This window comes from Spiroplasma endosymbiont of Nephrotoma flavescens (assembly GCF_964030835.1).
Classification (GTDB): domain Bacteria; phylum Bacillota_I; class Bacilli_A; order Mycoplasmatales; family Nriv7; genus Nriv7.
On sequence record NZ_OZ034982.1, the window covers coordinates 107125 to 129615 of the forward strand.

At 28.0% G+C, this 22491-nt stretch carries 22 protein-coding genes; 4 read left to right on the top strand and 18 right to left on the bottom strand.

Annotated features, from left to right (window positions below; genetic code table 4):
* Positions 1 to 151: 151 nt before the first annotated feature.
* The 10 genes from AAHN02_RS00650 to rpsF all read right to left on the bottom strand — a co-directional run bounded on the left by AAHN02_RS00650 (position 152) and on the right by rpsF (position 6996).
* Positions 152 to 1096 carry an IS30 family transposase gene (locus AAHN02_RS00650; protein ID WP_338968880.1) on the bottom strand — a complete coding sequence of 315 codons (945 nt, stop codon included), beginning with the start codon at positions 1094 to 1096 and terminating at the stop codon, positions 152 to 154.
* A gap of 128 nt (positions 1097 to 1224) precedes the next feature.
* Positions 1225 to 2385 carry a hypothetical protein gene (locus AAHN02_RS00655; RefSeq protein WP_342277815.1) on the bottom strand — a complete coding sequence of 387 codons (1161 nt, stop codon included), beginning with the start codon at positions 2383 to 2385 and terminating at the stop codon, positions 1225 to 1227.
* A gap of 1 nt (position 2386) precedes the next feature.
* On the bottom strand, positions 2387 to 2587 hold the full coding sequence (locus AAHN02_RS00660; protein WP_342277816.1) for a hypothetical protein: 201 nt from the start codon (positions 2585 to 2587) through the stop codon (positions 2387 to 2389).
* Between the two features lie 3 nt (positions 2588 to 2590).
* Positions 2591 to 3034, bottom strand: a complete 444-nt coding sequence (locus AAHN02_RS00665) for a hypothetical protein (RefSeq protein ID WP_342277817.1) — start codon at positions 3032 to 3034, stop codon at positions 2591 to 2593.
* Positions 3035 to 3232: 198 nt separating this feature from the next.
* Positions 3233 to 3853, bottom strand: a complete 621-nt coding sequence (locus tag AAHN02_RS00670) for a hypothetical protein (RefSeq protein ID WP_342277818.1) — start codon at positions 3851 to 3853, stop codon at positions 3233 to 3235.
* Entirely contained in the window at positions 3828 to 5213 is a 1386-nt protein-coding gene (dnaB, locus tag AAHN02_RS00675; protein WP_342189801.1) for a replicative DNA helicase, read from the bottom strand. The genes AAHN02_RS00670 and dnaB overlap by 26 nt, the downstream gene beginning before the upstream one ends.
* Entirely contained in the window at positions 5213 to 5659 is a 447-nt protein-coding gene (gene rplI / locus AAHN02_RS00680; RefSeq protein WP_342277819.1) for a 50S ribosomal protein L9, read from the bottom strand. Before rplI ends, dnaB begins: the two co-directional genes overlap by 1 nt.
* A gap of 113 nt (positions 5660 to 5772) precedes the next feature.
* Positions 5773 to 6015: a 30S ribosomal protein S18 gene (rpsR, locus tag AAHN02_RS00685; RefSeq protein WP_425289501.1), complete on the bottom strand. Its 243-nt coding sequence runs from the start codon at positions 6013 to 6015 to the stop codon at positions 5773 to 5775.
* A 3-nt stretch (positions 6016 to 6018) separates the two neighbouring features.
* Positions 6019 to 6552 (bottom strand): single-stranded DNA-binding protein, encoded by a 534-nt coding sequence (locus AAHN02_RS00690; protein WP_342277820.1) that lies wholly within the window; start codon positions 6550 to 6552, stop codon positions 6019 to 6021.
* 24 nt (positions 6553 to 6576) lie between these two features.
* Positions 6577 to 6996, bottom strand: a complete 420-nt coding sequence (gene rpsF / locus AAHN02_RS00695; protein WP_342277821.1) for a 30S ribosomal protein S6 — start codon at positions 6994 to 6996, stop codon at positions 6577 to 6579.
* A gap of 296 nt (positions 6997 to 7292) precedes the next feature.
* Between rpsF and AAHN02_RS00700 the strand changes: the two genes are divergently transcribed.
* On the top strand, positions 7293 to 9824 hold the full coding sequence (locus tag AAHN02_RS00700; protein WP_342277822.1) for a vitamin B12-dependent ribonucleotide reductase: 2532 nt from the start codon (positions 7293 to 7295) through the stop codon (positions 9822 to 9824).
* A gap of 73 nt (positions 9825 to 9897) precedes the next feature.
* Here the strand turns inward: AAHN02_RS00700 and lysS are convergent, their stop codons facing one another.
* The 8 genes from lysS to AAHN02_RS00740 all read right to left on the bottom strand — a co-directional run bounded on the left by lysS (position 9898) and on the right by AAHN02_RS00740 (position 19314).
* On the bottom strand, positions 9898 to 11385 hold the full coding sequence (lysS, locus tag AAHN02_RS00705; protein ID WP_342277823.1) for a lysine--tRNA ligase: 1488 nt from the start codon (positions 11383 to 11385) through the stop codon (positions 9898 to 9900).
* 19 nt (positions 11386 to 11404) lie between these two features.
* Complete coding sequence (locus tag AAHN02_RS00710; RefSeq protein ID WP_342277824.1) at positions 11405 to 12739, bottom strand: CoA-disulfide reductase; 1335 nt, start codon at positions 12737 to 12739, stop codon at positions 11405 to 11407.
* A gap of 128 nt (positions 12740 to 12867) precedes the next feature.
* Entirely contained in the window at positions 12868 to 13269 is a 402-nt protein-coding gene (locus tag AAHN02_RS00715) for a hypothetical protein (protein ID WP_342277825.1), read from the bottom strand.
* Positions 13270 to 13329: 60 nt separating this feature from the next.
* The gene (locus tag AAHN02_RS00720) at positions 13330 to 17160 is read right to left on the bottom strand and encodes an ABC transporter permease (RefSeq protein WP_342277826.1); all 3831 of its coding nucleotides are present in this window, start codon (positions 17158 to 17160) and stop codon (positions 13330 to 13332) included.
* A 67-nt stretch (positions 17161 to 17227) separates the two neighbouring features.
* A complete protein-coding gene (locus AAHN02_RS00725; RefSeq protein WP_342277827.1) occupies positions 17228 to 17698 on the bottom strand; it encodes an FtsX-like permease family protein in 471 nt (156 codons plus the stop codon).
* A gap of 25 nt (positions 17699 to 17723) precedes the next feature.
* A complete protein-coding gene (locus tag AAHN02_RS00730; RefSeq protein ID WP_342277828.1) occupies positions 17724 to 18131 on the bottom strand; it encodes a hypothetical protein in 408 nt (135 codons plus the stop codon).
* A gap of 5 nt (positions 18132 to 18136) precedes the next feature.
* Complete coding sequence (locus AAHN02_RS00735; protein WP_342277829.1) at positions 18137 to 18745, bottom strand: hypothetical protein; 609 nt, start codon at positions 18743 to 18745, stop codon at positions 18137 to 18139.
* 110 nt (positions 18746 to 18855) lie between these two features.
* On the bottom strand, positions 18856 to 19314 hold the full coding sequence (locus AAHN02_RS00740; protein WP_342277830.1) for an ABC transporter permease: 459 nt from the start codon (positions 19312 to 19314) through the stop codon (positions 18856 to 18858).
* A gap of 109 nt (positions 19315 to 19423) precedes the next feature.
* Here AAHN02_RS00740 and AAHN02_RS00745 point away from each other — a divergent pair, with 109 nt between their 5' ends.
* The 3 genes from AAHN02_RS00745 to AAHN02_RS00755 all read left to right on the top strand — a co-directional run bounded on the left by AAHN02_RS00745 (position 19424) and on the right by AAHN02_RS00755 (position 22377).
* Positions 19424 to 20317, top strand: a complete 894-nt coding sequence (locus tag AAHN02_RS00745; protein WP_338967881.1) for an IS30 family transposase — start codon at positions 19424 to 19426, stop codon at positions 20315 to 20317.
* Positions 20318 to 21037 (top strand): hypothetical protein, encoded by a 720-nt coding sequence (locus AAHN02_RS00750; RefSeq protein WP_342277831.1) that lies wholly within the window; start codon positions 20318 to 20320, stop codon positions 21035 to 21037. It abuts the gene before it with no gap.
* 401 nt (positions 21038 to 21438) lie between these two features.
* The gene (locus tag AAHN02_RS00755; RefSeq protein ID WP_342277832.1) at positions 21439 to 22377 is read left to right on the top strand and encodes a hypothetical protein; all 939 of its coding nucleotides are present in this window, start codon (positions 21439 to 21441) and stop codon (positions 22375 to 22377) included.
* The last annotated feature ends 114 nt before the right edge of the window (positions 22378 to 22491 follow it).

Consider the following 22491-nt stretch of genomic DNA (forward strand, 5'->3'; position numbering starts at 1 on the left):
CTTAAATATAAGAATGGTGTAAAATTTAATTATAACAAATATTTAAATATATAATTAAGAAAATTTAATATTAATTTTAAAAATAACTAATAAAAAAAATATTAACAAAACTTCATCAAGTTTTAATGCCAAATTGTAAAGTTAAGTGCAACTAAATTATTTTTCTAACCAAATATTCGATTGGCGAAAGATAATTTAGTATTTTTCTTGGTCTTTGGTTTAAAGACAATATAAATTTATGAACTGCATTTTTAGTAGTGTTTGAAAAATTAAATTTTTTAGGAAATTTTTCTCTAATTAAACCATTAGTATTTTCATTAGTACCTCTTTGTCAAGGTGAATATGCATCAGCAAAATAAATTTTCACATTTAAATTTTTTTCAAGTTGTTGTCAATTAGCAAATTCTTTACCCCTATCAAATGTTATAGTCTTAACAAGATTATTTGGAAGAATTGATAAATAATGACTAATATTTTTGTTAATAACTTTAGTAGTTCTATTTTCAACTAATATTGCTAAAGTAAATTTTGATGTTCTTTCAACTAAAGTTATTAAACATGATTTACTTTTACCTCGTGATGATACTACAGTATCACCTTCTCAATGGCCAAGAGTTATGCGATTATTAACATTTCGTTCTTTAATGGATTTACCATTAAATTTACCCCGATTTTCTTGAGATTTTCGTTTCTTACCTTTTCTTCTTAAATTTTTACTAGTAACCTTTTCAAGTAATCCAGAATAAATTCAATTGTAAATTGTTTTAAAACTAATAATTCATTCTTGATGAAAATTTTTAATTCTGCCATAAATTTGTTCAGGCGATCAACCTAATAATAATTTTTGTTGTACATATTTTACTAATTCTCTATTTTTAAATTTATGAAAATAAACATGTAATTGTTTTCTATTTTCTGCTTTATTTTGTGCAATTAATGAAAAATAATGATTATTATCTTTATTTCTATTAACTTCTCGATTAATAGTACTAATACTTCGATTAAGATTTTTAGCTATTTCACTAATTTTTACTTTAAATTTCAATTGATTCTCAATATAAATTCTTTCATCTATGCCAAGATGTTTGTATCCCATATAAAAATTCCTTAAATTTACTTTTTCTAAAATAAACTTAGCATCATGAAATTTTTATATGAAATCTTTTGCAATTTTATTTACTTGCACTTACAAGTATAATTCAGCTAATATAATTTTTTATTATTTTATTCAATATTTTTAAAATACACTTCAACTGTTCCCTTTTCAATACCAATATTAAATCTAATCCACGCAGCACTTTCACCATCTTCTAATGACCCGTCATCAATTTCTGCCGATGAATCATCAATTGTGAAATTAATTCCACGAATTTCATTACCAAATTCGTTATCTAATGTTTCTTTTACTTTAACAAGCACTTTACTTCAAGAATCAGTTGATTTAATACCTTTTAAATCAAATCGATTTTTTTCATTAAATTTCTTTAAAAATTCTTTAACTTCGTTAATTAAATCCATATTAGTTTTCTTAATATCTTTAAAATAAATTCGGATATTTTGTAAACCTTTGCTTCCAATTTTAAAACTAACATTATTATTATTTTTACCATCTTTTAAACCATTACTTACAACATCATAAAGCTTATCAATTGTTAATTCAATTCTCTTAGCATCAACACCAAATTTTTCAGTTAAATTATTCTTTAATCTTTTCAACACATCAGTTCATTTACTAGTTGATTCCACACCTTGTAAAGCAAAAGGATTTTCCATATTAAATTGTTCTAAATATTTTTTAACCTCATTAAACAAATCATCATCAGATTTTTCAATATTTTTAAAATACACGCGTATTCAATCAGACTCTTTATTACCAATTTTAAAACTAATATTTAATCCGATCTGACCATCTTGAAATTTATCAAAACCTTTATCTTTTAAAAATTTATTTTCGTCTCAAACACGAAGATTTTCAATATGTTTAAAAATCTTGGGAAACTTCACTTTTAAAGCTTCTTCTACTTTATTAAGAGCATCAGTTCTTTTATGTAAAGTATTTAATCCCCTTAAATCAAAACGATTATTGTTATTAAATTGTTCTAAATATGTAGAAACAATTTTTACTTTTAAAGCATCATTTTTACCAATTAATCCTTCTTTATTTAATAATCTTGCCATTTCTGTTCTAATATGATGCAGTTTATCTTCCAAAGTTACATTATCTTTAAGCAACTTAGCAATATCTGCTAATTCAGCACTACCAAAACTATTTACTAACTTAGTTAATTCGTTGACATATTCAATTAATTGCGCGATTTCGCTTTCTTGTTGGACAATTTTTTCTCGCAATTTTTGTTCTAATTGTTCAATTCTTTCTTTAGTCACATTATTTTTTTTTAGCTAACTCCTGAAAATCATTTACTAAAATCGTAATTTTTCTTTTTAAAGCACTGACTTCCTGATTTAATAACTGATTATTCGTAATTTCTTCCTTAATGAAATCTTTTGTCATTGTTTGTGAAGAACAAGCAACTAAATTAGTACCAATTCCTAACGAAAAAAAGTCACAACTAACATATTCAATCATTGCTTAAACATTAGCATCACCTTTTATAGTCATTAAATCGTTAAGTTTCTCTTTTAAATGATCAAGGACACCTTTTTGGACATCAATATCTTTTTTAAGATTAACAATTTCATTTTCCTCATCAGAAATTATCGCTTTATCTTTATGATTAATGTCATCAACAAGTTCTTGTAAAGTTTTTAAATCCTTTAAAACTTCTTTATATCCTAAATTAATTGCTTTTTCTTTTAAATCATTAATTGCTACTTCTAACTGTTCTGTTTTAATTTTAATTTCTGCTTCAAGATTAGCAATTAGTTGCTTAATTTTTTGATCTTGAACTTCAATTTTTATTTCTTGTTCCGTAATTCAAGAGCCCGAACAAGCAACTAATGTTCCAATACCAATTCCTGCTCCAGCACCAATACCTAAAATAAATGTTATTACTAATTTAATTATTTTATTCATCGCTTTAAATACCTCATTTTTACTCAATATAAACTAAAATTACCTAAAAATAATAGTAACTCATTTATTGCTAGTTTATACCTTTTCCTAGTTAATTATAACATATTTATCACAAAGAAGCAAACCTAGCATCAACTAAGAAAATTTCCATAACTCTTCTCTTAAAAAGAATTATGGAAATAATAATTAAATATTAAATTAAGTTACTTTTACAAAATTATTAATCTTAATGTCTGCTAAATCACTCTGATAGTCTCAAAAAAATATCAACTTATCAGTTGTTTCTTCCTTCGGATTAAGTTTCATAATATTATATTTTCAATTAACAGTACCACTAAACTTATACTTCTGAGCAATACCTTGAAAGAAAACATCAAAAGCAATTTCTTTAGGTGCTGTCTTATCATCGGTTACTTCTGCCTTAATACCCTCAATTACTTTAATCTCAGCCCCATTAAAATTTAATTTATCGTTAACAAACGAATTATTAATATCAAACTGATATGAATAGGTATCTCCTGACCTTGTATAAAAATCAGCATAAAATTGCGTTGCTAATTCACTATTTAATTGTTTTACTTTCTCTTTATTAGTTTCTACTCACGCTGTTTTACCAGTTTTTTTATAAGTATAAAATAAACTATTTATTGTCTTCGTAACTGCCTCAGCACGAAAAATCTTATCAAATATTGTTGATTCACTGGCAGCATTAGTAATATTAATCGTAATCGGATGAGTCTTCATACTACAAGCAACAATAGTAAATACCGTTACAAAACTAGTCATTAAATGACTAATTACTGAAAACATTCTTTTCATATTGTGTTCCTTCTTTCTTTTCATTTTTATTCACAGTCTTATTATAATCAATAAAATTACCATACTTTTGTAAAAAAAGTAATTCTACTATGCCAGTGGGACCATTACGATGCTTAGAAATAATTAATTGTGCTTTATGTGATTCTTCATTCAAACTATCTTCTTTCTTTTCATAATAATCTTCACGATAAAGAAACATAATTAAGTCAGCATCCTGTTCAATTGCACCTGATTCACGCAAATCAGACATTAATGGTCGTTTATCTTCTCTTGATTCCACTTTTCGCGATAATTGTGACAAACAAACAATTGGAACTTCTAACTCTCTTGCTAATGCCTTTAAACTTCGAGAAATATTAGAAATTTCTTGTTGTCGATTCTCACCATCACCAGCTAATAATTGTAAATAATCAATAACAACCAATTTTAAGTCATAATTACGACTTAATTTTCTTAATTTAGAAATTAACTCAATCACTCGTAATCCCGGCGAATCATCAATAAAAATATTACTTTGCTTTAATTTACTACCAACACTAGTTAAATCTTGTCAATTACGACTTGTTAAATTTTTTCCCGTTTTAATTTGCATTGAACCAATTTTTGTTTCTGAACCTAAAATTCTTAAAATTAGTTGTTCAGTTGGCATTTCTAAAGAAAAAATGACCACAGCACTATCTTTATAAACTCGTGCACAATTAACAGCAAAATTTAATGCTAAAGCTGTTTTCCCCATTGATGGTCGCGCTGCCAAAATAATAAAATCACCATTTTGAAAGCCATTAGTAATCTTATTTAATTGCATAAAACCACTATCTGAACCTGTTAATTGATTATCACTATTTTGCAACTTTTCAATCTTAGATAATGTCGCATCAACAACATCCTTAGTACTTTTAAACTCATTTTTTTTACGATTATTAGCAATTTCCAAAATCTGTCGTTCAGCAATTCCTAAAAGTTCTCACACACTAATCTCAGTATTAATTTTCTTAGTAATATCTTGGGTTACTACTTGCAAATTTCTTAACATTGTCCGTTCAACAATAATTTTTAAATAATCATCTAAATTAGCATCACTAATATAACTTTGCGTAATCAAAGTCAAATATTCCACCCCGCCAGCCTGATTAAGACTTTGTTGTTTAACTAACATATCAGTTAAAATTGGTAAATCAATTGGTAATTGATGATTATATAACGAAATAATGGCTTTAAAAATTAATTTATGACGGGAATTAATAAAATCATTCTCATTAAGCAGAGCAACAACCTCATCACTAGCATTTTTAGAATTAATAACTGCCGCTAAAACACTAACTTCAGCATCTTCTAATAAAAAATTATTAGTAATAGTCATTACTTTTTACCCACAACTTGAATTTTCAAAATTGCAAAAATATCATTAAATAATTTAATATTAATATCATTAATACCAATAGTATTAATATTTTGATAATTAACTAACTGTTTTTTATCTACTTGAATATTATACTCTTGACTTAATTTTTCAATAATTTGTTTACTAGTAATTGTTCCAAATACCTTATTTTTATTAATTTTCAAATCAAAATTTAAAATTATCTTTTCAATTTCTAATTTTAATGCTTCATTTTCAAGCTTTTTTTCATTAACTTCATTATCAAATTTTTGTTGTTGTTTTCCTAACTGCACTAAAGCTTGACTTGAAGCCACAATTGCTATTTTTTGTGGTAATAAATAGTTTTTTGCATATCCATCAGCAACGGTAATAATATCGTTTTTCTTACCATAATTTTTTAAATCTTTCAATAAAATTACTTTCACTTGTTAACACTCCACATCACAAATTTTTTGCATTATATATAATACATTACTTACTAATTGTAATATAAAAAGCATACTTAATATTTGTATTAAGTATGCTAATCAACCCTTAATTATTTTACAAGATATGGTAATAAAGCCACGGTTCTTGCTCTTTTAATTGCCATTGCCACCATTCTTTGATGGAAAGAGCAATTACCACTAACTCTTCTTGTTAAAATCTGTCCATTAGCAGAAATATATTTTTTTAATTCTTCAACATCTCTATAGTTAATGTAATTAACTTTATTTTTTGTAAAAAAACATGGTTTTTTTCGCTTTTTAAACCGATTTATATTTATACGCTTATTTTCCATAATTTACTCTCCTCACGCAATAGCATCATCATTATTATTATTATCAAATGTTAAATTTGCACCTTCGTTATTTTCCCCTTGTTTCTTATTATCAACAACATCATTATTAACAAAATCAAAATTCATATTATTAAGATTAAATGTCTGTTCATCAATTTGGTTCTCAACGGGAGAACTATAATCATTAACAAATGACGGCGTCGCAGCATTGCGAGAATTCCCAATCCCAGCACCACTACCTCTTGAATCTAAAAACTTAACACTAATCGCTCTAACATCAGTAATCGTTGTTAGCACACCATTTTGTTCTTGTTTTCTTGATTGAATGCGACCTTCAACCGCTACTAATGAACCTTTACGAAGATTATTATACATTGAGTCTGCTACCTTTTCTCAAGCAACACAATTAATAAAATCTGCTTGATTATTAAAATTATTAATGGCTATTGTAAAATATAAAAATGATTTATTATTTTTTGCTGACCGTAAATTTAAATCATTAGTAATTCTACCAATTAAAATTACTTTATTTAACATAATATATTCATTCCTTTATGGTATTTACTTATTTTCAGGTTTTTTATAAGTTTCACGCGGTACATAAGGTCTTTGTCTTCTTTCACCGTTATAATGACTTGGTCGCTCATCATTTTCATTAGTATTTAACTTTAAGTCAGCAATCATTTTATCACTATAATTTTGTTCAGTATCAAGATTAATAATTAAATGACGATAGATATCTTGCTCAATTTTAGCAACACGCATAAACTCACTAATTGCTTCTTTATTAACCGTAACTTTTAATATTGTATAATAAGCTTTATTTTTATGATTAATTGGATAAGCTAAATCTCTTAACCCTCAATCAGTAACACTTTCAACTTTTTCCGTTTGTTTTAAAATATTATGCATCTTTTCTTGCAATGCTTTAATATCTTTACATTCTGGATTAATAATATACATAATTTCGTACTTATTCATCACTTCAACCTCCTCTGGACAATAAATATTATTGGTTCTTTTAACAGAACAAGAAATTAATATGGGAATTTATTAATTCAACAGTAATTATATAACAATCCTCAACATAATAATACTATTATTTATTTTTATTATGTTAATGCCTAATCATCACTTTAATTTCCCAATCTACATTTGTTTTAACAGAAGCAGTGGTTTTTGTTTGAGAAAAAATTTAAAATATATCTCGCACTATAAAAATAATTCGCTATACTAAATAATACAGTCATAAAATAAAGAAAGGAATTTAATTATTTATGTATAGTCAAAAACTAATTAATTCATTAAATGGTGATATTGAAAAATATTTCCCTCATATTAAAACTATTGACAATTCATTTAACATTGTTCATAGTGGGGTGTCACGAATGGTAATGCTTGACCGTTATTCCCAAAAAGACAAAACATTAGCAAGTCTCAAAGTTGGTGATTTAGTAGTTACAATTGTTCGTGATGATGCCACATTTCCCACGCGAGCAATTGGATATGTCCACAAACAATTAGCAAATAATTACTATGCAATATTAATTGAAAACGAATATATTAACGGTATTGACCCGAATATTTTACAAAACTCAGCAATAAACAATATTGTTATTAAACAAAAACATGAACTTGATAAACCATTAGAATTATTTTATGAACAAATTGCTTTTCGCGTTGCTACTAACTTAGCAACTGTTGAAACTAACAACAAAGAGCAATGACAAAATAAGTTTTATGAACAATTAAAAAATCTTAACTTTGTTCCCGCGGGAAGAATTCTTTACGGTGCAGGAAGCAACTCTGATGTTACTTTTTTTAATTGCTTTGTAATGCCAATGATTAAAGACTCAAGAAATGGTATTTCTGAACATCGTAAAGAAGTAATGGAAATTATGTCTCACGGTGGTGGGGTTGGTAGCAACGGTTCAACTTTAAGACCCAAAGGAACCGGTGCTAAAAGTGTTGGTGGCAAATCATCAGGTTCTGTATCATGATTAAACGACTTATCTTCGCTAACCCACTTAGTTGAGCAAGGTGGCAGTCGGCGCGGAGCCCAAATGATTATGTTAGCCGACTGACATCCTGATATTATTGAATTTATCGTTTGTAAAATGCAAAACCCCAAAATTTTAAAATGATTAAAAGAAAATTCGCAAGACCAAGCAATTCGCGAAGAAGCAACTAAAAAACTCCGATTTGAACCAATATTACCAGCTGAAAAACAATTATTAGAAGCTATTATTGAAAACGAAAACACCGTAGCTCTTACTATTGTTGAAACTGCCCGCAAAAAACTCTTAGATGGCGGTGAATGAAAAGTAAATCGTCCTGAATTTTTAACCGGCGCCAACATTTCTGTTACCATTAGCCACGCCTTTATGCAAGCAGTAGAAAATGATGCTCAATGAACTTTACAATTCCCCGACTTAGATAACTATTCACAAGCAGAAAAAGAACAATATGATACTCTTTGGCACACAATTGGTGATATTAAACAATGAGAACAAATGGGATTCAAACTTAAAAACTATTATCAAATGAAAGCTCGCGACTTATGAGACTTAATTAGTTTTTGTGCCACCTATTCAGCCGAACCTGGATTATTTTTCATTGACCAAGCCAACGATATGACTAACGCTAAAGCCTATGGTATGAAAGTTGTTGCTACTAACCCTTGTGGTGAACAACCACTTGCTCCTTATTCAGTATGCAATCTCGGGGCAATTAACTTAGCTAACTTTGTTAACCGCAATACAAAAGAAATTCTTTGAGATAAGTTAAAAGAAACCGTTAATATTGCTATTCGTTTACAAGATAATGTTATTGACAGTACCCCTTACTTTTTAGAATTAAACAAAATCCAAGCTTTGGGTGAACGCCGGATTGGTTTAGGCGTTATGGGATTACACGACTTATTAATATGAACCAATGTCGTTTATGGTTCCATTGAAGGAAATAGCATTGTTAACAAAATATTTCAATTAATAGCCGAAACTGCTTATTTAACATCAGTAAATATTGCCAAAGAAAAAGGTTCATTTCCCTTCTTAAAAGACCACAACGCCTTTATTAATACGGGTTATATGAAAAAAATGAACCCCGAAATTCGTAATGCTATTAAAAAATATGGGATTCGTAATTCCCACTTACTAACTATCGCTCCTACGGGAACAACTGGAACAATGGTTGGTGTTTCTACTGGCTTAGAACCATACTTTGCTTTTAACTTTTATCGGAGTGGTCGCCTTGGTAAAAATATTAAAGTTAATGCTAAAATTGTTGATGAATGACTAAAATATCATCCCGAATATGTTAATAAACCGCTACCTAATATTTTCATTAGCGCGATGGAACTAACTCCCGTTGCTCATGCTGATGTACAATGTATTATTCAACGCTGAGTTGACTCATCAATTTCCAAAACCGTTAATGCTCCTGTTGGCTACACAGTTAAAAATGTGGAAAAACTATATATGCACTTATACAAAAACGGTGCCAAAGGTGGTACTGTCTATGTTGATGGATCAAGAAACGCCCAAGTGCTATCGCTAACCGATGACAGCGAGCCAATCCAAGAACAACTCGGTCTGTCACCATTAGAAACACCCATTGTCACTAGTCCTAATCCCACAACCCCTAGCAACGCCTTTCCTACAAACCAATACCGTGGTATTAAACAAGACCGCACCCGTGGAACTAATATCGGCGACCTCTGTGCTTTCTGCAATGAAGGCAACATCGTTGAAGCGGGAGGATGCAATACCTGCGATAATTGCAGTGCTCAACTGCAATGTGGATTATAACATCTTAGAATTAACAAAAAAGAGTAAGGAATTTTTAATTCCTTACTCTTTTTTAACGCTTCTTAGCATCCTCTTATTCTTTAATTCGCATATGAGGAAATAATAACACATCTTTAATTGATGATTGTTCCGTTAATAACATTACTAAGCGGTCAATACCAATCCCTAAACCACCAGCTGGTGGCATCCCATATTCTAAGGCTTCAACAAAGTCTAAATCCATTTCATTAGCTTCCTCATCACCTAAATCTCTTAATGCTAACTGCTGTTCAAAACGATTATATTGGTCAATGGGATCATTTAATTCAGAATAACCATTAGCATACTCTCTACCGCCAATAAATAGTTCAAAACGATCAGTAAACCGTTCATCAGAACAACTCTTTTTCGCTAATGGCGACACTTCCAGTGGATATCCATAAATAAATGACGGTTGAATTAAGGTTTTTTCAACTAATTGTTCAAAAAATGCATTAATGATATGACCAATCGTATGCTGATGCTTTTCTAAAATTATGTTATGCTCTTTAGCTAACTTTCGTGCTTGCACTAATGTCATTTCGCGATTAAATTCTACTCCACTAACATTTTTAATTGCTTCCACCATACTCATTTTATTTCATTGCCGAAAATTAATTTTTTGATGATCGTAAGTTATTTCACTACTAGGCAAAATTGCCTTAACTAAATAACTAATTAAATCTTCGGTTAACTGCATCATAAAATTCATATCCTGATAAGCAACATAAATTTCAATGGCAGTAAACTCAGGGTTATGTTTCGCTGACATACCTTCATTACGAAACAATCGTCCCATTTCAAATACTTTCTCAAAACCACCGACAAGAAGTTTTTTTAAATACAATTCAGGAGCAACTCGCAAGTAAAATGGCATATCCAAAGTATTATGATGCGTTTTAAAAGGTTTCGCTGTTGCCCCACCTAATATTGGTTGTAAAACTGGCGTTTCCACCTCTAAATAGTCTCTTGTTTGTAAATATTGCCGAATTAAATTTAATATTTGCGTTCTTTTAATAAATACTGCTTTAACTTCTTCATTAACAATCAAATCAACATATCGCCGACGATATCGTTCTTCGGTATCCTTTAAACCATCATGTTTATTAGGCAACGGTTTTAATGCCTTACTAAGCAATTGAAACGCTACCAGTCTTAAAGTCAATTCCCCAACTTGTGTTTTCATTGCCCTACCAGTAACACTAATAATATCGCCTAAATCTAATTGTTCAAAAGCAAGAAATTCTTCCTTAGAAACTTCATCAAGACGAAGATAAACTTGAATTTGACCATCTTGGTCTTGAACATTAGCAAAAATTGCTTTGCCAGCCGTTCTTAAAGCCCTAATTCTTCCCGCAATCGTAATCACATCCGGTTTTCCTTGCAATTGCTCTTTACTATATACATCATATTGTTCTTTAAATTCAGCAGTAGTATGCGTGCGTTCTACCTTAGAAATAGCAAACGGATTATGGTTTGCTTTTACTAATTGCTCTAACTTATCGCGTCGCACAACTTCCTGTTCTGAAAATTTTCTTGACATAAATTAACTTCTCCTTTAATTATTTCTTAATTTTACTAGCACCAATATGAATTATATCACTAGTGCGTCCAAAAGGTGGTGCATAGACCAAATCTAACTTGACAATTTCTGGTAATGTCATTTGCTTGCAAATCGCAACCGCTAAAGCATTAATTCTTAAAACTGCTTTATTATAACCAACAATTTGTGCTCCTAATAATTTTAAGGAATCAACTTCATAAAGCAATTTTAATTTTAAAGGCATTTGCTTTGACATATAATTTGGTAAATCATAATCATCAATGATAATTGTTTGATAGTTAAAATTCATTGCTTTTGCTTCTCATTCACTTAATCCAGTCCGAGCGACTTGCAAATCAACAATTTGTAAAATCGCACTTCCCAAAGTTCCTTCTAAGCGATCATCAACATTAGCAATAACATTAGCAATAACGCGAGCTAATTTAACTGCTGTTGTTGCTAAAGGAAGATATGATTGTTTTTTAGTTACTAAATTAGTAATTGTTGCACAATCACCAACACTATAAACATTAGCAATATTAGTCTTTCCTTGATGATCAATAACAATTGCCCCATTATCTAGCATTTCTAAACCCGTATCCTTAAATAATTGCGTATGCGGACGAAATCCCAGTGCTAAAACTACTAAATCAGCAGCAATAATTTCATTATTTGCTAATACAATTGCTTGAACATCATTTTCGCCTTGAAAACCTAATAATTCTTTGGAACAATGCACTTGCACAGTTTTTGCTAATAAATATTCTTGTATTATAGTGGTAATCTCAACATCAAAAGCTTTAGCACCAACTCGTTCTAACGCTTCAACAAGAATAACTTCTTTCTGCAAATGACTAAATGCCTCAACCAGTTCCAAACCAATAAAACCACCACCAATAATAGCAATTTTTTGTTTATCTTTAACTTGTTTTCTAATATTGTAAGCATCTTCTTTACTAACGGCTGTAAAAATATTTCCTAAATGGTCATTTTCAAATTTAGGAACAATTGGCATCGCCCCCGTAGCAATAACTAAATTATCATATTGTTTAGTAATTATCTCAGAAGTTACTTGATTACCAATCATAACTACTTTTTTATCAAAATCAACCGCAGTTAATTGCGAGTTTAAAAAAATTTGAATATTTTGTTTTTCAAATCAATCGGGCGTTCTTGCTAATAAATCATTAACATTATCAAATTCTTCAGCAATATAATATGGAATCCCACAAGCGCCTAATGAAACATAACTACTTGCTTGATAAACAATAATTTCCATCGTTGCATCATTTCTTCGTAGTTTACTAGCACAAGTCATTGCCGATGCCCCACCACCAATAATAATTGTTCGCATAACTTTAATCCTCCTTCTATTTAGTAATTGTTCTTACTAAGAATAACACTATGCACATCAAAAAAACCACTTGTGTTTTAATAACAAAAAATACCTTATCATTAAGCGATGATAAGGTACAAATTAAACTAAATTAAGGTTCAATATGTTGGGGCAATATGATGGTAAAATCGTTTTGCTAATTCCTCAGTATATATTGGAACCTGCGATTCTTTTTTCCATTTTGAAAATTGCCTTCAAAGAAAATCACTATAACCTTGATATTGATATTTTTCAATAACCTTAATCATCGTATTTCTTAAAGCAGAATATGATTTAATAAAATTATTTACATAATGAAAATTATATATTGGAATATATTCATATCCTGTATGCTCAGCATAAAACTTTGTATTAACATAATGTTTTTTCATATCCCGATATACTTTCATTTGTCTAACATTTTCACGATTACTCTGTTGATAATTAATTAAATTAGGTGTTATTAATGATGTTCCTAACAAAGAAAAAACGATTAAATTTTTTCTCACTTAAACCAACTCCTTTTTATTTTATTATACAATTATCTGCAATTAATTTAAATATCTAAATTAATCATTTATTTTTAAAGCTTCAATTGGATTGACGCGTTTTAAAATAAATCAACCAACAACAAATGTAATCGCATAAATTGCTAAAATAATCACTAAAACCGCAAAGATTAGTCCTCAATTAAAGTAAAACGGCATAACTCAGGTTGAATTCAATGCTAAATAATTAACTAACTGATTCATAATTACCCACGCCACAGGAAAACCAATAACAAAAGCAATAAACACAATGGGTAAATACATTCCTAATGTTAATCAATTAATTTTATAATCACTATAACCAATAACTTTCATTGTTGCAATTAACCGACTATTTTCAGTAATAATTATATTAGAAGTAATTAAAATTGTCACAAATGATATTAATAAAGAAATCGCCATAAAAGCCCATAATATTGAATCAGCAATACCTTTAATTTCATCAAATACCGATTGATGTGTTGCAATCGGCATTGCAAAAGCAATTGCTCCTTGTCCTAATCCAATATACTTTTGAACTAAATCACCAGAAACCTCATCTTTAGTTACCATACCATTTAATGTTAACTGCGTAAAATCACCATACATTTGCGCCACACTAATACTATCAGTAATATCAGTAATATTTTTATTTAATGAAAATTTAGCATTAAACAAAGGAAACATTGCCTGCACAGCCTCATCATAAGTCATATTAGGAAATCTTTGCTTAAATTCTGGCGTTGTATCATTAGCAAAGTGAGTAATTTCTTGAAATATATCTTTAATTTTCTCATAATGTTCTGAAAGCTCTCAACTTTTACCTTTTTCAATATAACCTAACATCACATCAGCATCATATTTAGGTAAAAACATTTTAGGATCACCATAACCCTCTTGGATACCAATAACGCGCATTTTTTGATTTTGATTATCTTCAGTTTTAATATAAACATCACCACTAGTAATTTTCTCATACATTGGTGAAGGAACATCACCCATTGAAAAATACAATCCTTGAACTCCTACAATATCATTATTTGTCACTTGTTGAAAACCAGTACTTAATCCTTTTAGATGCCATTTTTTCAGGTCAACAATCTTACTATCAGCCATAGCAATTTTAGAATATAATGATTGCTTATTAGGATTAATATCTAAAATGTCACCTTGATTAATTTGCAAATGTTTAGCAATAGTTTGATTAATAACTACAGGAATAATTTCCGCATTAAGCGAATGATTTTCATACATTGCTTCTAAAAGATTATTATTATCTTTATCTAACAAAAGATTCATTTTACTACTTCGTTCAATACCATAAGCTTTAAGCTTTAACATTTTTTTATTTTCATAAGTAATATTACCACGAGAAATTGTTTCAATATTAGGTTTAAAATAAGTTGCTAACTCATCTTCATCAGGATTATAGGGCGTCAATCCAAATTGAATATTAAAGGTTTTAGTAAGTTCTAAATCATTAGCAATTGCTTTCAGTTTTATTATCACCTTATTTAAATACCGATTTCATTGTTCATCATCTTTACTTGGATTAGCACTTTGACCATTATTAAGTCGCTTTTTAATTTCTTCATAAATTTTTAACACCACATCATAGCGGTTTTTATAATCAGCATCATTAGTAGCAGCAACAGTCATTTCATCAATAAAGCCATTATTTTCTTGTAAAGTTAACGGATTACCATTAGTAAACTCTGCAGTAGGATTCATTAAATCTCCCGACTGTAAAATATCAATTGCTAAACTAACTTCAATTTTTCTTAAAGTTAATTCTAATGATGATAACTTACTACGAACAAAATAAGGCGACTTTTTTGTCGTACCAATAATGATACAATCAGTAATTGCATACTTTGCCTGCTCGGCTTCTGTTTTATCATTCCAACCATCAACCGCCAGCATGCAAGTAATATCTTTAAACGGTGTTAATGTAGCTGTTGGCTCTAACTTCGTTAAAATTGAATTAAGGTAAAAATTTAAATCAAAAAGACGATAATTTAAAGTTGCGAGCTTTATTAATTCTAACAACATCGGACGATAGCGTTTGACATTCGGCTTGATTTCCTCTTCAACCATTAATTTTGGAGAATAAAGATCACCATTAATCCCTTGTTGATTATTTGTAATTTCTGGATTATAAACACCATATGATGAAAGCATTGAATTTCAAATCGGAGTTTCATATTCAGTAATTGATTCATAATTAATTCCCTTATAAGTTGCGGTTCGCATATCTTGTAAAGCTTTTGGACCCGTAATGGAAAATGTTAATAACAATGTTGCTGAAACCATTGTAATCATTACTGTTAACATCTTCGTAATTGATTTTGAAAAAACTGCTCAACGAAACCGCGTTGTAAATTGTTTGCCACGATTTAAATAATTAAATCATCTTGTTAAAATCGTTGCCCCCATATTTTCTTCAGGATGCAATAATTTCAAAGGACTACCTTTAATATATCAAATTGAGGCCACAATTGTTATTAAACCTAATAAAAGAAAAGTTCCACCAATTGAAAATAATAATGATAGCCAATTAAAACTAAATTTCCCTAATGGAAGCGTAAAATATCAATTAAATACACTTATAATAGGAATTTGTAAAAAAATACCAACTAAATATCCAATAATTCCCCCAACAATAGCAGAAATTAATGGATATACTAAAAACCCTTGGGCAATACTAAACGAAGAATAACCTAAACTTTTTAAAACACCAATTTGCGTACGAGAATTTTGAACGCGTTTTTTTGTTACTAATGCAATCACAAATCCCGCAATGATAAGCACCATTAATAGCAAAGCAATCGCCATAATTTGATAAGCAACCAAAATTGTTTTTAGCGTATTAACACGACCACTAAAATCATATTCAGGATAATTGGCATCATTAACCGCAAATACAAAATCATTATTACCATCATTACTAAGAAAATAATCTTGTAATTGTTTTTGAATTAAGGAAATATTTTGTTCACTACCAGCAGTTCACTGAGCAACAAAATATCCTTCACGATCAACTTCAGAAGTTAACGAAACTTTTTCAACACTTTTATTATATTGTCATTTAATACCTTTTTCAATTAATTGCGTATTATTAGGACTAAAAAGTCCTAATTGGTGCGGATGAACAAATGCCATTCCCTCACGCGCTTGATTAGGAATTGGCGTTGTTAAATCAAGTTGGGGAAACATATAATCAACAGAAGTTCCTAGCCCGACAATTTCTAAAGCATTGTTATCAGGATTATTAACATCACACTGTTCTGACTGTAAACAAATAATATCACCAACACGATATTTATTTTCATTAGCAAATTCAGGTGATAACACCACTTCCTGCTCAGCTTCAATATTGCGACCTTCTGTAATAACTAATTTATCAATTGTATCTTGAATTTCAAGAGCAATAACTTTAAACAAACTTACATTATTATCAATAACACGAGAAACCATTCGTCCTTCACGATATGCAAACACAAAATTATTATTTGTTTCATTAGCAACTCTGACTTTTTCCATTGCTCATTGAACATAAGCAGTTTTCTCAACTAATGCCTTTTGAACATTAACATCAGTTTCATCAGCTTCTTTTCCTGGAATCCGATTTTTATTTCTTAAATCAACAACAAAATGATGTAAATTAGATGCCGTAATAAAATTCTCATAAGAATTATTAATTCTTTGTGTTGTTGTATACATTAAAGTAAAAATAACTGCCGTTAAAACTATTAAAAGAACTAATCCTATCATTTGAATCTTATTTCTTAAAATTGATTTAAAAGCGTTTTTAAGAATGTAATAGTTTTTGAGTTTTCCAAGATTAAAACCTTGTCATTTCCTTTTTTTCACTATTAAACTCCTTTTAAATATGTTATCCTGCTTTTTTCGCATTATTTAAATTATACATTAAAAAATTCTATTCTTGAAATTCCTTAATTTTTTGCACAATATTTTGTTGATGAAGTTTAAAAACACCAACAAAATATGATACCAAATATACTACTAACTCAATAGCAATCCCTACTATAATATGTCATCACTGTCAATTAACCGGTAAACTAAATTCAGTTAATTTCGCAACAAAGATAAATAATTCTTTTAAAATAATAATACTTATTGGCACGTCAACTAAAAATGCAATAATAATCGTTGGAATATAGACACTCATAATAATATTTGACACTTCATGAATTTTATAACCTAAAGTTTGAAAAACAATAATCATCTTCTTATTCTCAGTAATAACAATATTAGTAATCATTACTAATATAACCACAGAAATTGTCGTTGCAAAAAATATTATCATTGCAATCATAATTGCAATGATAATATTATATTTCAAAGCAATTTGCTTAACAGCACTCATATCCAATAATGAATTTAACAATGGTTTTAAACCTTGTAAATTATTATTACCATCCAGTTCTTAAAGTTATTCAATCTTGAACTTCTAAACTATCTTGTTGTGAATATTTAGCATTATAAGAATTATTATCTAAACCAAAAACAAAACGCATCGCATCAAGGGGTGCATATACATAAGAATTTTGATAAAAATCAGCAATCCCAACAATTTTAAAATTTACTTTTTGGATAGTATCATTATATTTAAACTCAATTACAAAATAATCAGCAACTGTTAAATCGTGCAAAGTTGCCATTACTGAATTAATTACTAATGGTATTGGTTCATTAATATCTTTAGCTTCATTTCAATTGACTAATTCTTGTTCTAATAATGGATATAAATTATTTTCATTCTCATCTTCTAATTTTAAAAACGCTTTGTGATGTTCAAAATCAACACTATGAACCATCAAACTTCCTAATGCCTTATTATTATTACTAATCGCTTCACCAAGAAGAACAAATATGGTAACTCATTAGCTTCTTGATAAGGAACAAAATCAAAACCGATATTTGTTGTAATTACTTTTCTAACATTACCCTCAGCATCAGTTTTAGTTGTTTTTGAAAGATCCGCTAATTCCCGTAAAATAAATCAGTTTTCAATAACCATTTGTGTTTGTTGAACGCTAACAGTTTCTTTAAAAGAAAATAAGTTATTAATTGCCATTGTTAATTTATTATATATTGCTTCGTGTTCACTAACAGGACTGTTTTCAATTTTACTAATAAACCCATTTAATTGACTATATATTAAATCTAATAACGGAGCAGGAAGATAATAATCCTTAAAAATTGTTTCTAATTGTAATTTATTATCACCATATAACATTAATAAGTCAAACAAACCAAGTTTTGTTTTTTTAATGTTAATTTCTTCTACTTTAACAAAAGGATACTTAAAAGATTTTTTATCATTTTGCAGTAAAAAACTACTATCATAAAAATAATTATAATGATAATTTATCGGCGAAAAAGACTTATTAATTGAATCATTAACAACCGTTGAAGTTACAAAAACAAACATTAACAGAATTGTTGTTGAAATCATTGCAATAATAACAACAACCCGACTAAATGATTTAATAACTAATGAAAATGAAACTTTAACTTTAAAAGGCGCAAATGAACCTAATCTTAAAAAAACAACTTAATACCATTTATTTGTGGTGAAATATTAGGAGTTAATAATACTAACGGTGGTTTTTTTAAAAATACATTCGCAAAAATATAAGTAATCATTAGTAAAAAAAGTAACGGTCCTAACGCAACAATTAAGAAAATTACTCAATCAAAAGTAATATAAGATAATGGTAACTGAATATGATTAACATACACTACTGATAACAAATATTGCACAAATAAACTAGCTCCATAACCTAAAAACGAGCCCACAATACTTGAAAAACTAATTACGCCTAAAAAACTAAAACTAATTTTTCAATCACGATATCCTATTGCTTTTAACAATCCAATATGGATTTTTTCATCATTAATATCTTTTTTAACAAGAAAAATAATAATTACAAAAACAATTAATAAAATTGCTGAATTATACTTGTAAGTGCAAGTAAATAAAATTGCAAAAGATTTCATATAAAAATTTCATGATGCTAAGTTTATTTTAGAAAAAATAAATTTAAGGAGTTTTTATATAGGATACAAACATCTTGGCATAGATGAAAGAATTTATATTGAGAATCAATTGAAATTTAAAGTAAAAATTAGTGAAATAGCTAAAAATCTTAATCGAAGTATTAGTACTATTAATCGAGAAGTTAATAGAAATAAAGATAATAATCATTATTTTTCATTAATTGCACAAAATAAAGCAGAAAATAGAAAACAATTACATGTTTATTTTCATAAATTTAAAAATAGAGAATTAGTAAAATATGTACAACAAAAATTATTATTAGGTTGATCGCCTGAACAAATTTATGGCAGAATTAAAAATTTTCATCAAGAATGAATTATTAGTTTTAAAACAATTTACAATTGAATTTATTCTGGATTACTTGAAAAGGTTACTAGTAAAAATTTAAGAAGAAAAGGTAAGAAACGAAAATCTCAAGAAAATCGGGGTAAATTTAATGGTAAATCCATTAAAGAACGAAATGTTAATAATCGCATAACTCTTGGCCATTGAGAAGGTGATACTGTAGTATCATCACGAGGTAAAAGTAAATCATGTTTAATAACTTTAGTTGAAAGAACATCAAGATTTACTTTAGCAATATTAGTTGAAAATAGAACTACTAAAGTTATTAACAAAAATATTAGTCATTATTTATCAATTCTTCCAAATAATCTTGTTAAGACTATAACATTTGATAGGGGTAAAGAATTTGCTAATTGACAACAACTTGAAAAAAATTTAAATGTGAAAATTTATTTTGCTGATGCATATTCACCTTGACAAAGAGGTACTAATGAAAATACTAATGGTTTAATTAGAGAAAAATTTCCTAAAAAATTTAATTTTTCAAACACTACTAAAAATGCAGTTCATAAATTTATATTGTCTTTAAACCAAAGACCAAGAAAAATACTAAATTATCTTTCGCCAATCGAATATTTGGTTAGAAAAATAATTTAGTTGCACTTAACTTTACAATTTGGCATTTTATTTACTAGTGATGATACTAAAGCAATTGCTGTGAATAAGATTCAAAGTAATCTGCAAAGTAAAATTCATTCGCAAATGACATTAAAATTAACTAATGCTGGTGAAGCAACAACAAAACTTAAAGCTTTTGCTAATAATGATTTAGAGTTTAGTCTTAATTTTGGTATTAATAAATTTATTTTTAAAGTTACAATTAATAAAGTTAATGTTGGTACTAATGATATTGATGAAGTTGAAGATTTTTTTAATCAAGAATATGATTTAGATGTTTCCCCGACTAGTAATATTAATGATATTTTGGCAAAAATTAATTATCAATTAGAACAAAAGATTGCTAACTTAAAGGTTATTAATATTAACAGTGATGATGGTAATCGGCGTTTTAAATATTTAAGAGATGAGTTAGAAGTTATACTAGTTAACAATCCGACAAAAATATTTAAGTTAAGATTAAAAAATATTAAATATAATATTGAAAATGAGCGAAGATTAATTGATGAATATTTTGAAGATAACCAAATATTTTTTAATCTTAAAAATCTTGATGATTTAACAGAAAAAATTAATAATGATTTAAAAAAAATTGATTCTAATATTGAAGTGGTAGTTAATTTTTCTAATGCTGCAAAAATCTTTCACTTTGTTATTTATCTTCAAGGAACGGTATTATTTTATAATATTGCTTGCTAGTTGACTAGATGCTTTAAAAAATGTCAGATAGGGCGCATAAATTTTTGTTAGGTGGGTAAAGATTTGAATAATTTTGAAAGAAAAGCAACTAAAAATTTATTACCTTTTTACTTGAAAAATAATTAATAAAACAAAATATTTAATATTAACAAACATATTCTTAATAAAAGGTTATAAAAACTAAGTAAAATGCTTATAAAAACAACATTAAAATAATTTTTTACAACAAAAATCATACATAAGAAATATATACTTAATTTGCATATTGAAATAATTTATAGTAAATGACTATTTTTTCTTTTTTAAAAAATACCTAAGAAAACTAAACGCGACCGTTTAGATATTTTGTTTTTCTTTTTTAAACAAGATAGGATATAATTAAATGAAGGAGGTTTTTTATAATGAGAAATTCTAATTTTGCATTTCGCCGTTTTTTTATAATTTTTGCTAATGTTTTTGTGTTTATTGGCGCGTTCTTTGTGTTAACAATGATTACTTTTTATACAATTGCAGTATTAAGAAATGAAATTACGGAGTTAACAGCCTATGATAATGATTTTCGTACGGTAATTACTGATATTATAAATAAGGGTTATTTTCCAGTTATGGCATTAATTATTTATATTGGAGCAATGCAATTAATTTATAGTGCTTTAATTATTAAATGAGCAATATCACTTAATGATGAGCAATTTATTAAACATCGTTGATTAATTTTAGTTTATAGTTTCTTTAATATGACATTTTTTACTGGATTTATGTTGCTTTCATTAGATCAAAAAAGAATTGAGACGGGTATTAAAGCGAAAAGAAAAATGGCACTACATGAATCAAGTGTTTTTGCTTTATCAGGTGCGATGTTAATAATTTTTACTGCTGTTTTACTATTGACAAAAAATCTTAATAGTGAAATTGTTAATATAAAACAACCCTTTATTATTACTTTAAGTATTGCTGGGGTATTCTTATTATTTGGGGTGATGGGCTTATTGTCAATTAGTAAATTAAAAAATGTTAATTTACCAGATAGTAATTCTTTACAAAATGTGCCAGTAAAGTCATTTAATGATCAGTTTGCTAAGTTAATGATTGGTTTTAGTATTATTTTTATATTAGTTAAAATGCTTATTGTTCTTGTAATTAATACTATTGGTTATTTAAGTCAAATGTTTAGTCGTGAAGATCGTGGATTTTTTAGTAATATTGGAGCAACGATAAATTTAATTTTTATGTATACTATTGTTTATCAAGTATTTCAAGCATTACTTCAAAAAGATGATCAACCGCTAGTTATTGATTTATCAAATATTGATACTAAAAGACAACACCAACGGTTTTAAGTAATTTATTATTTAATAATTTTAAAAACTGCTTCTTATTTTTATTAAGAAGCAGTTTTTATTTGGGTGTGGGATATTATTATTAATTTTGAATTTTCTTTCATTTTTTTTGCG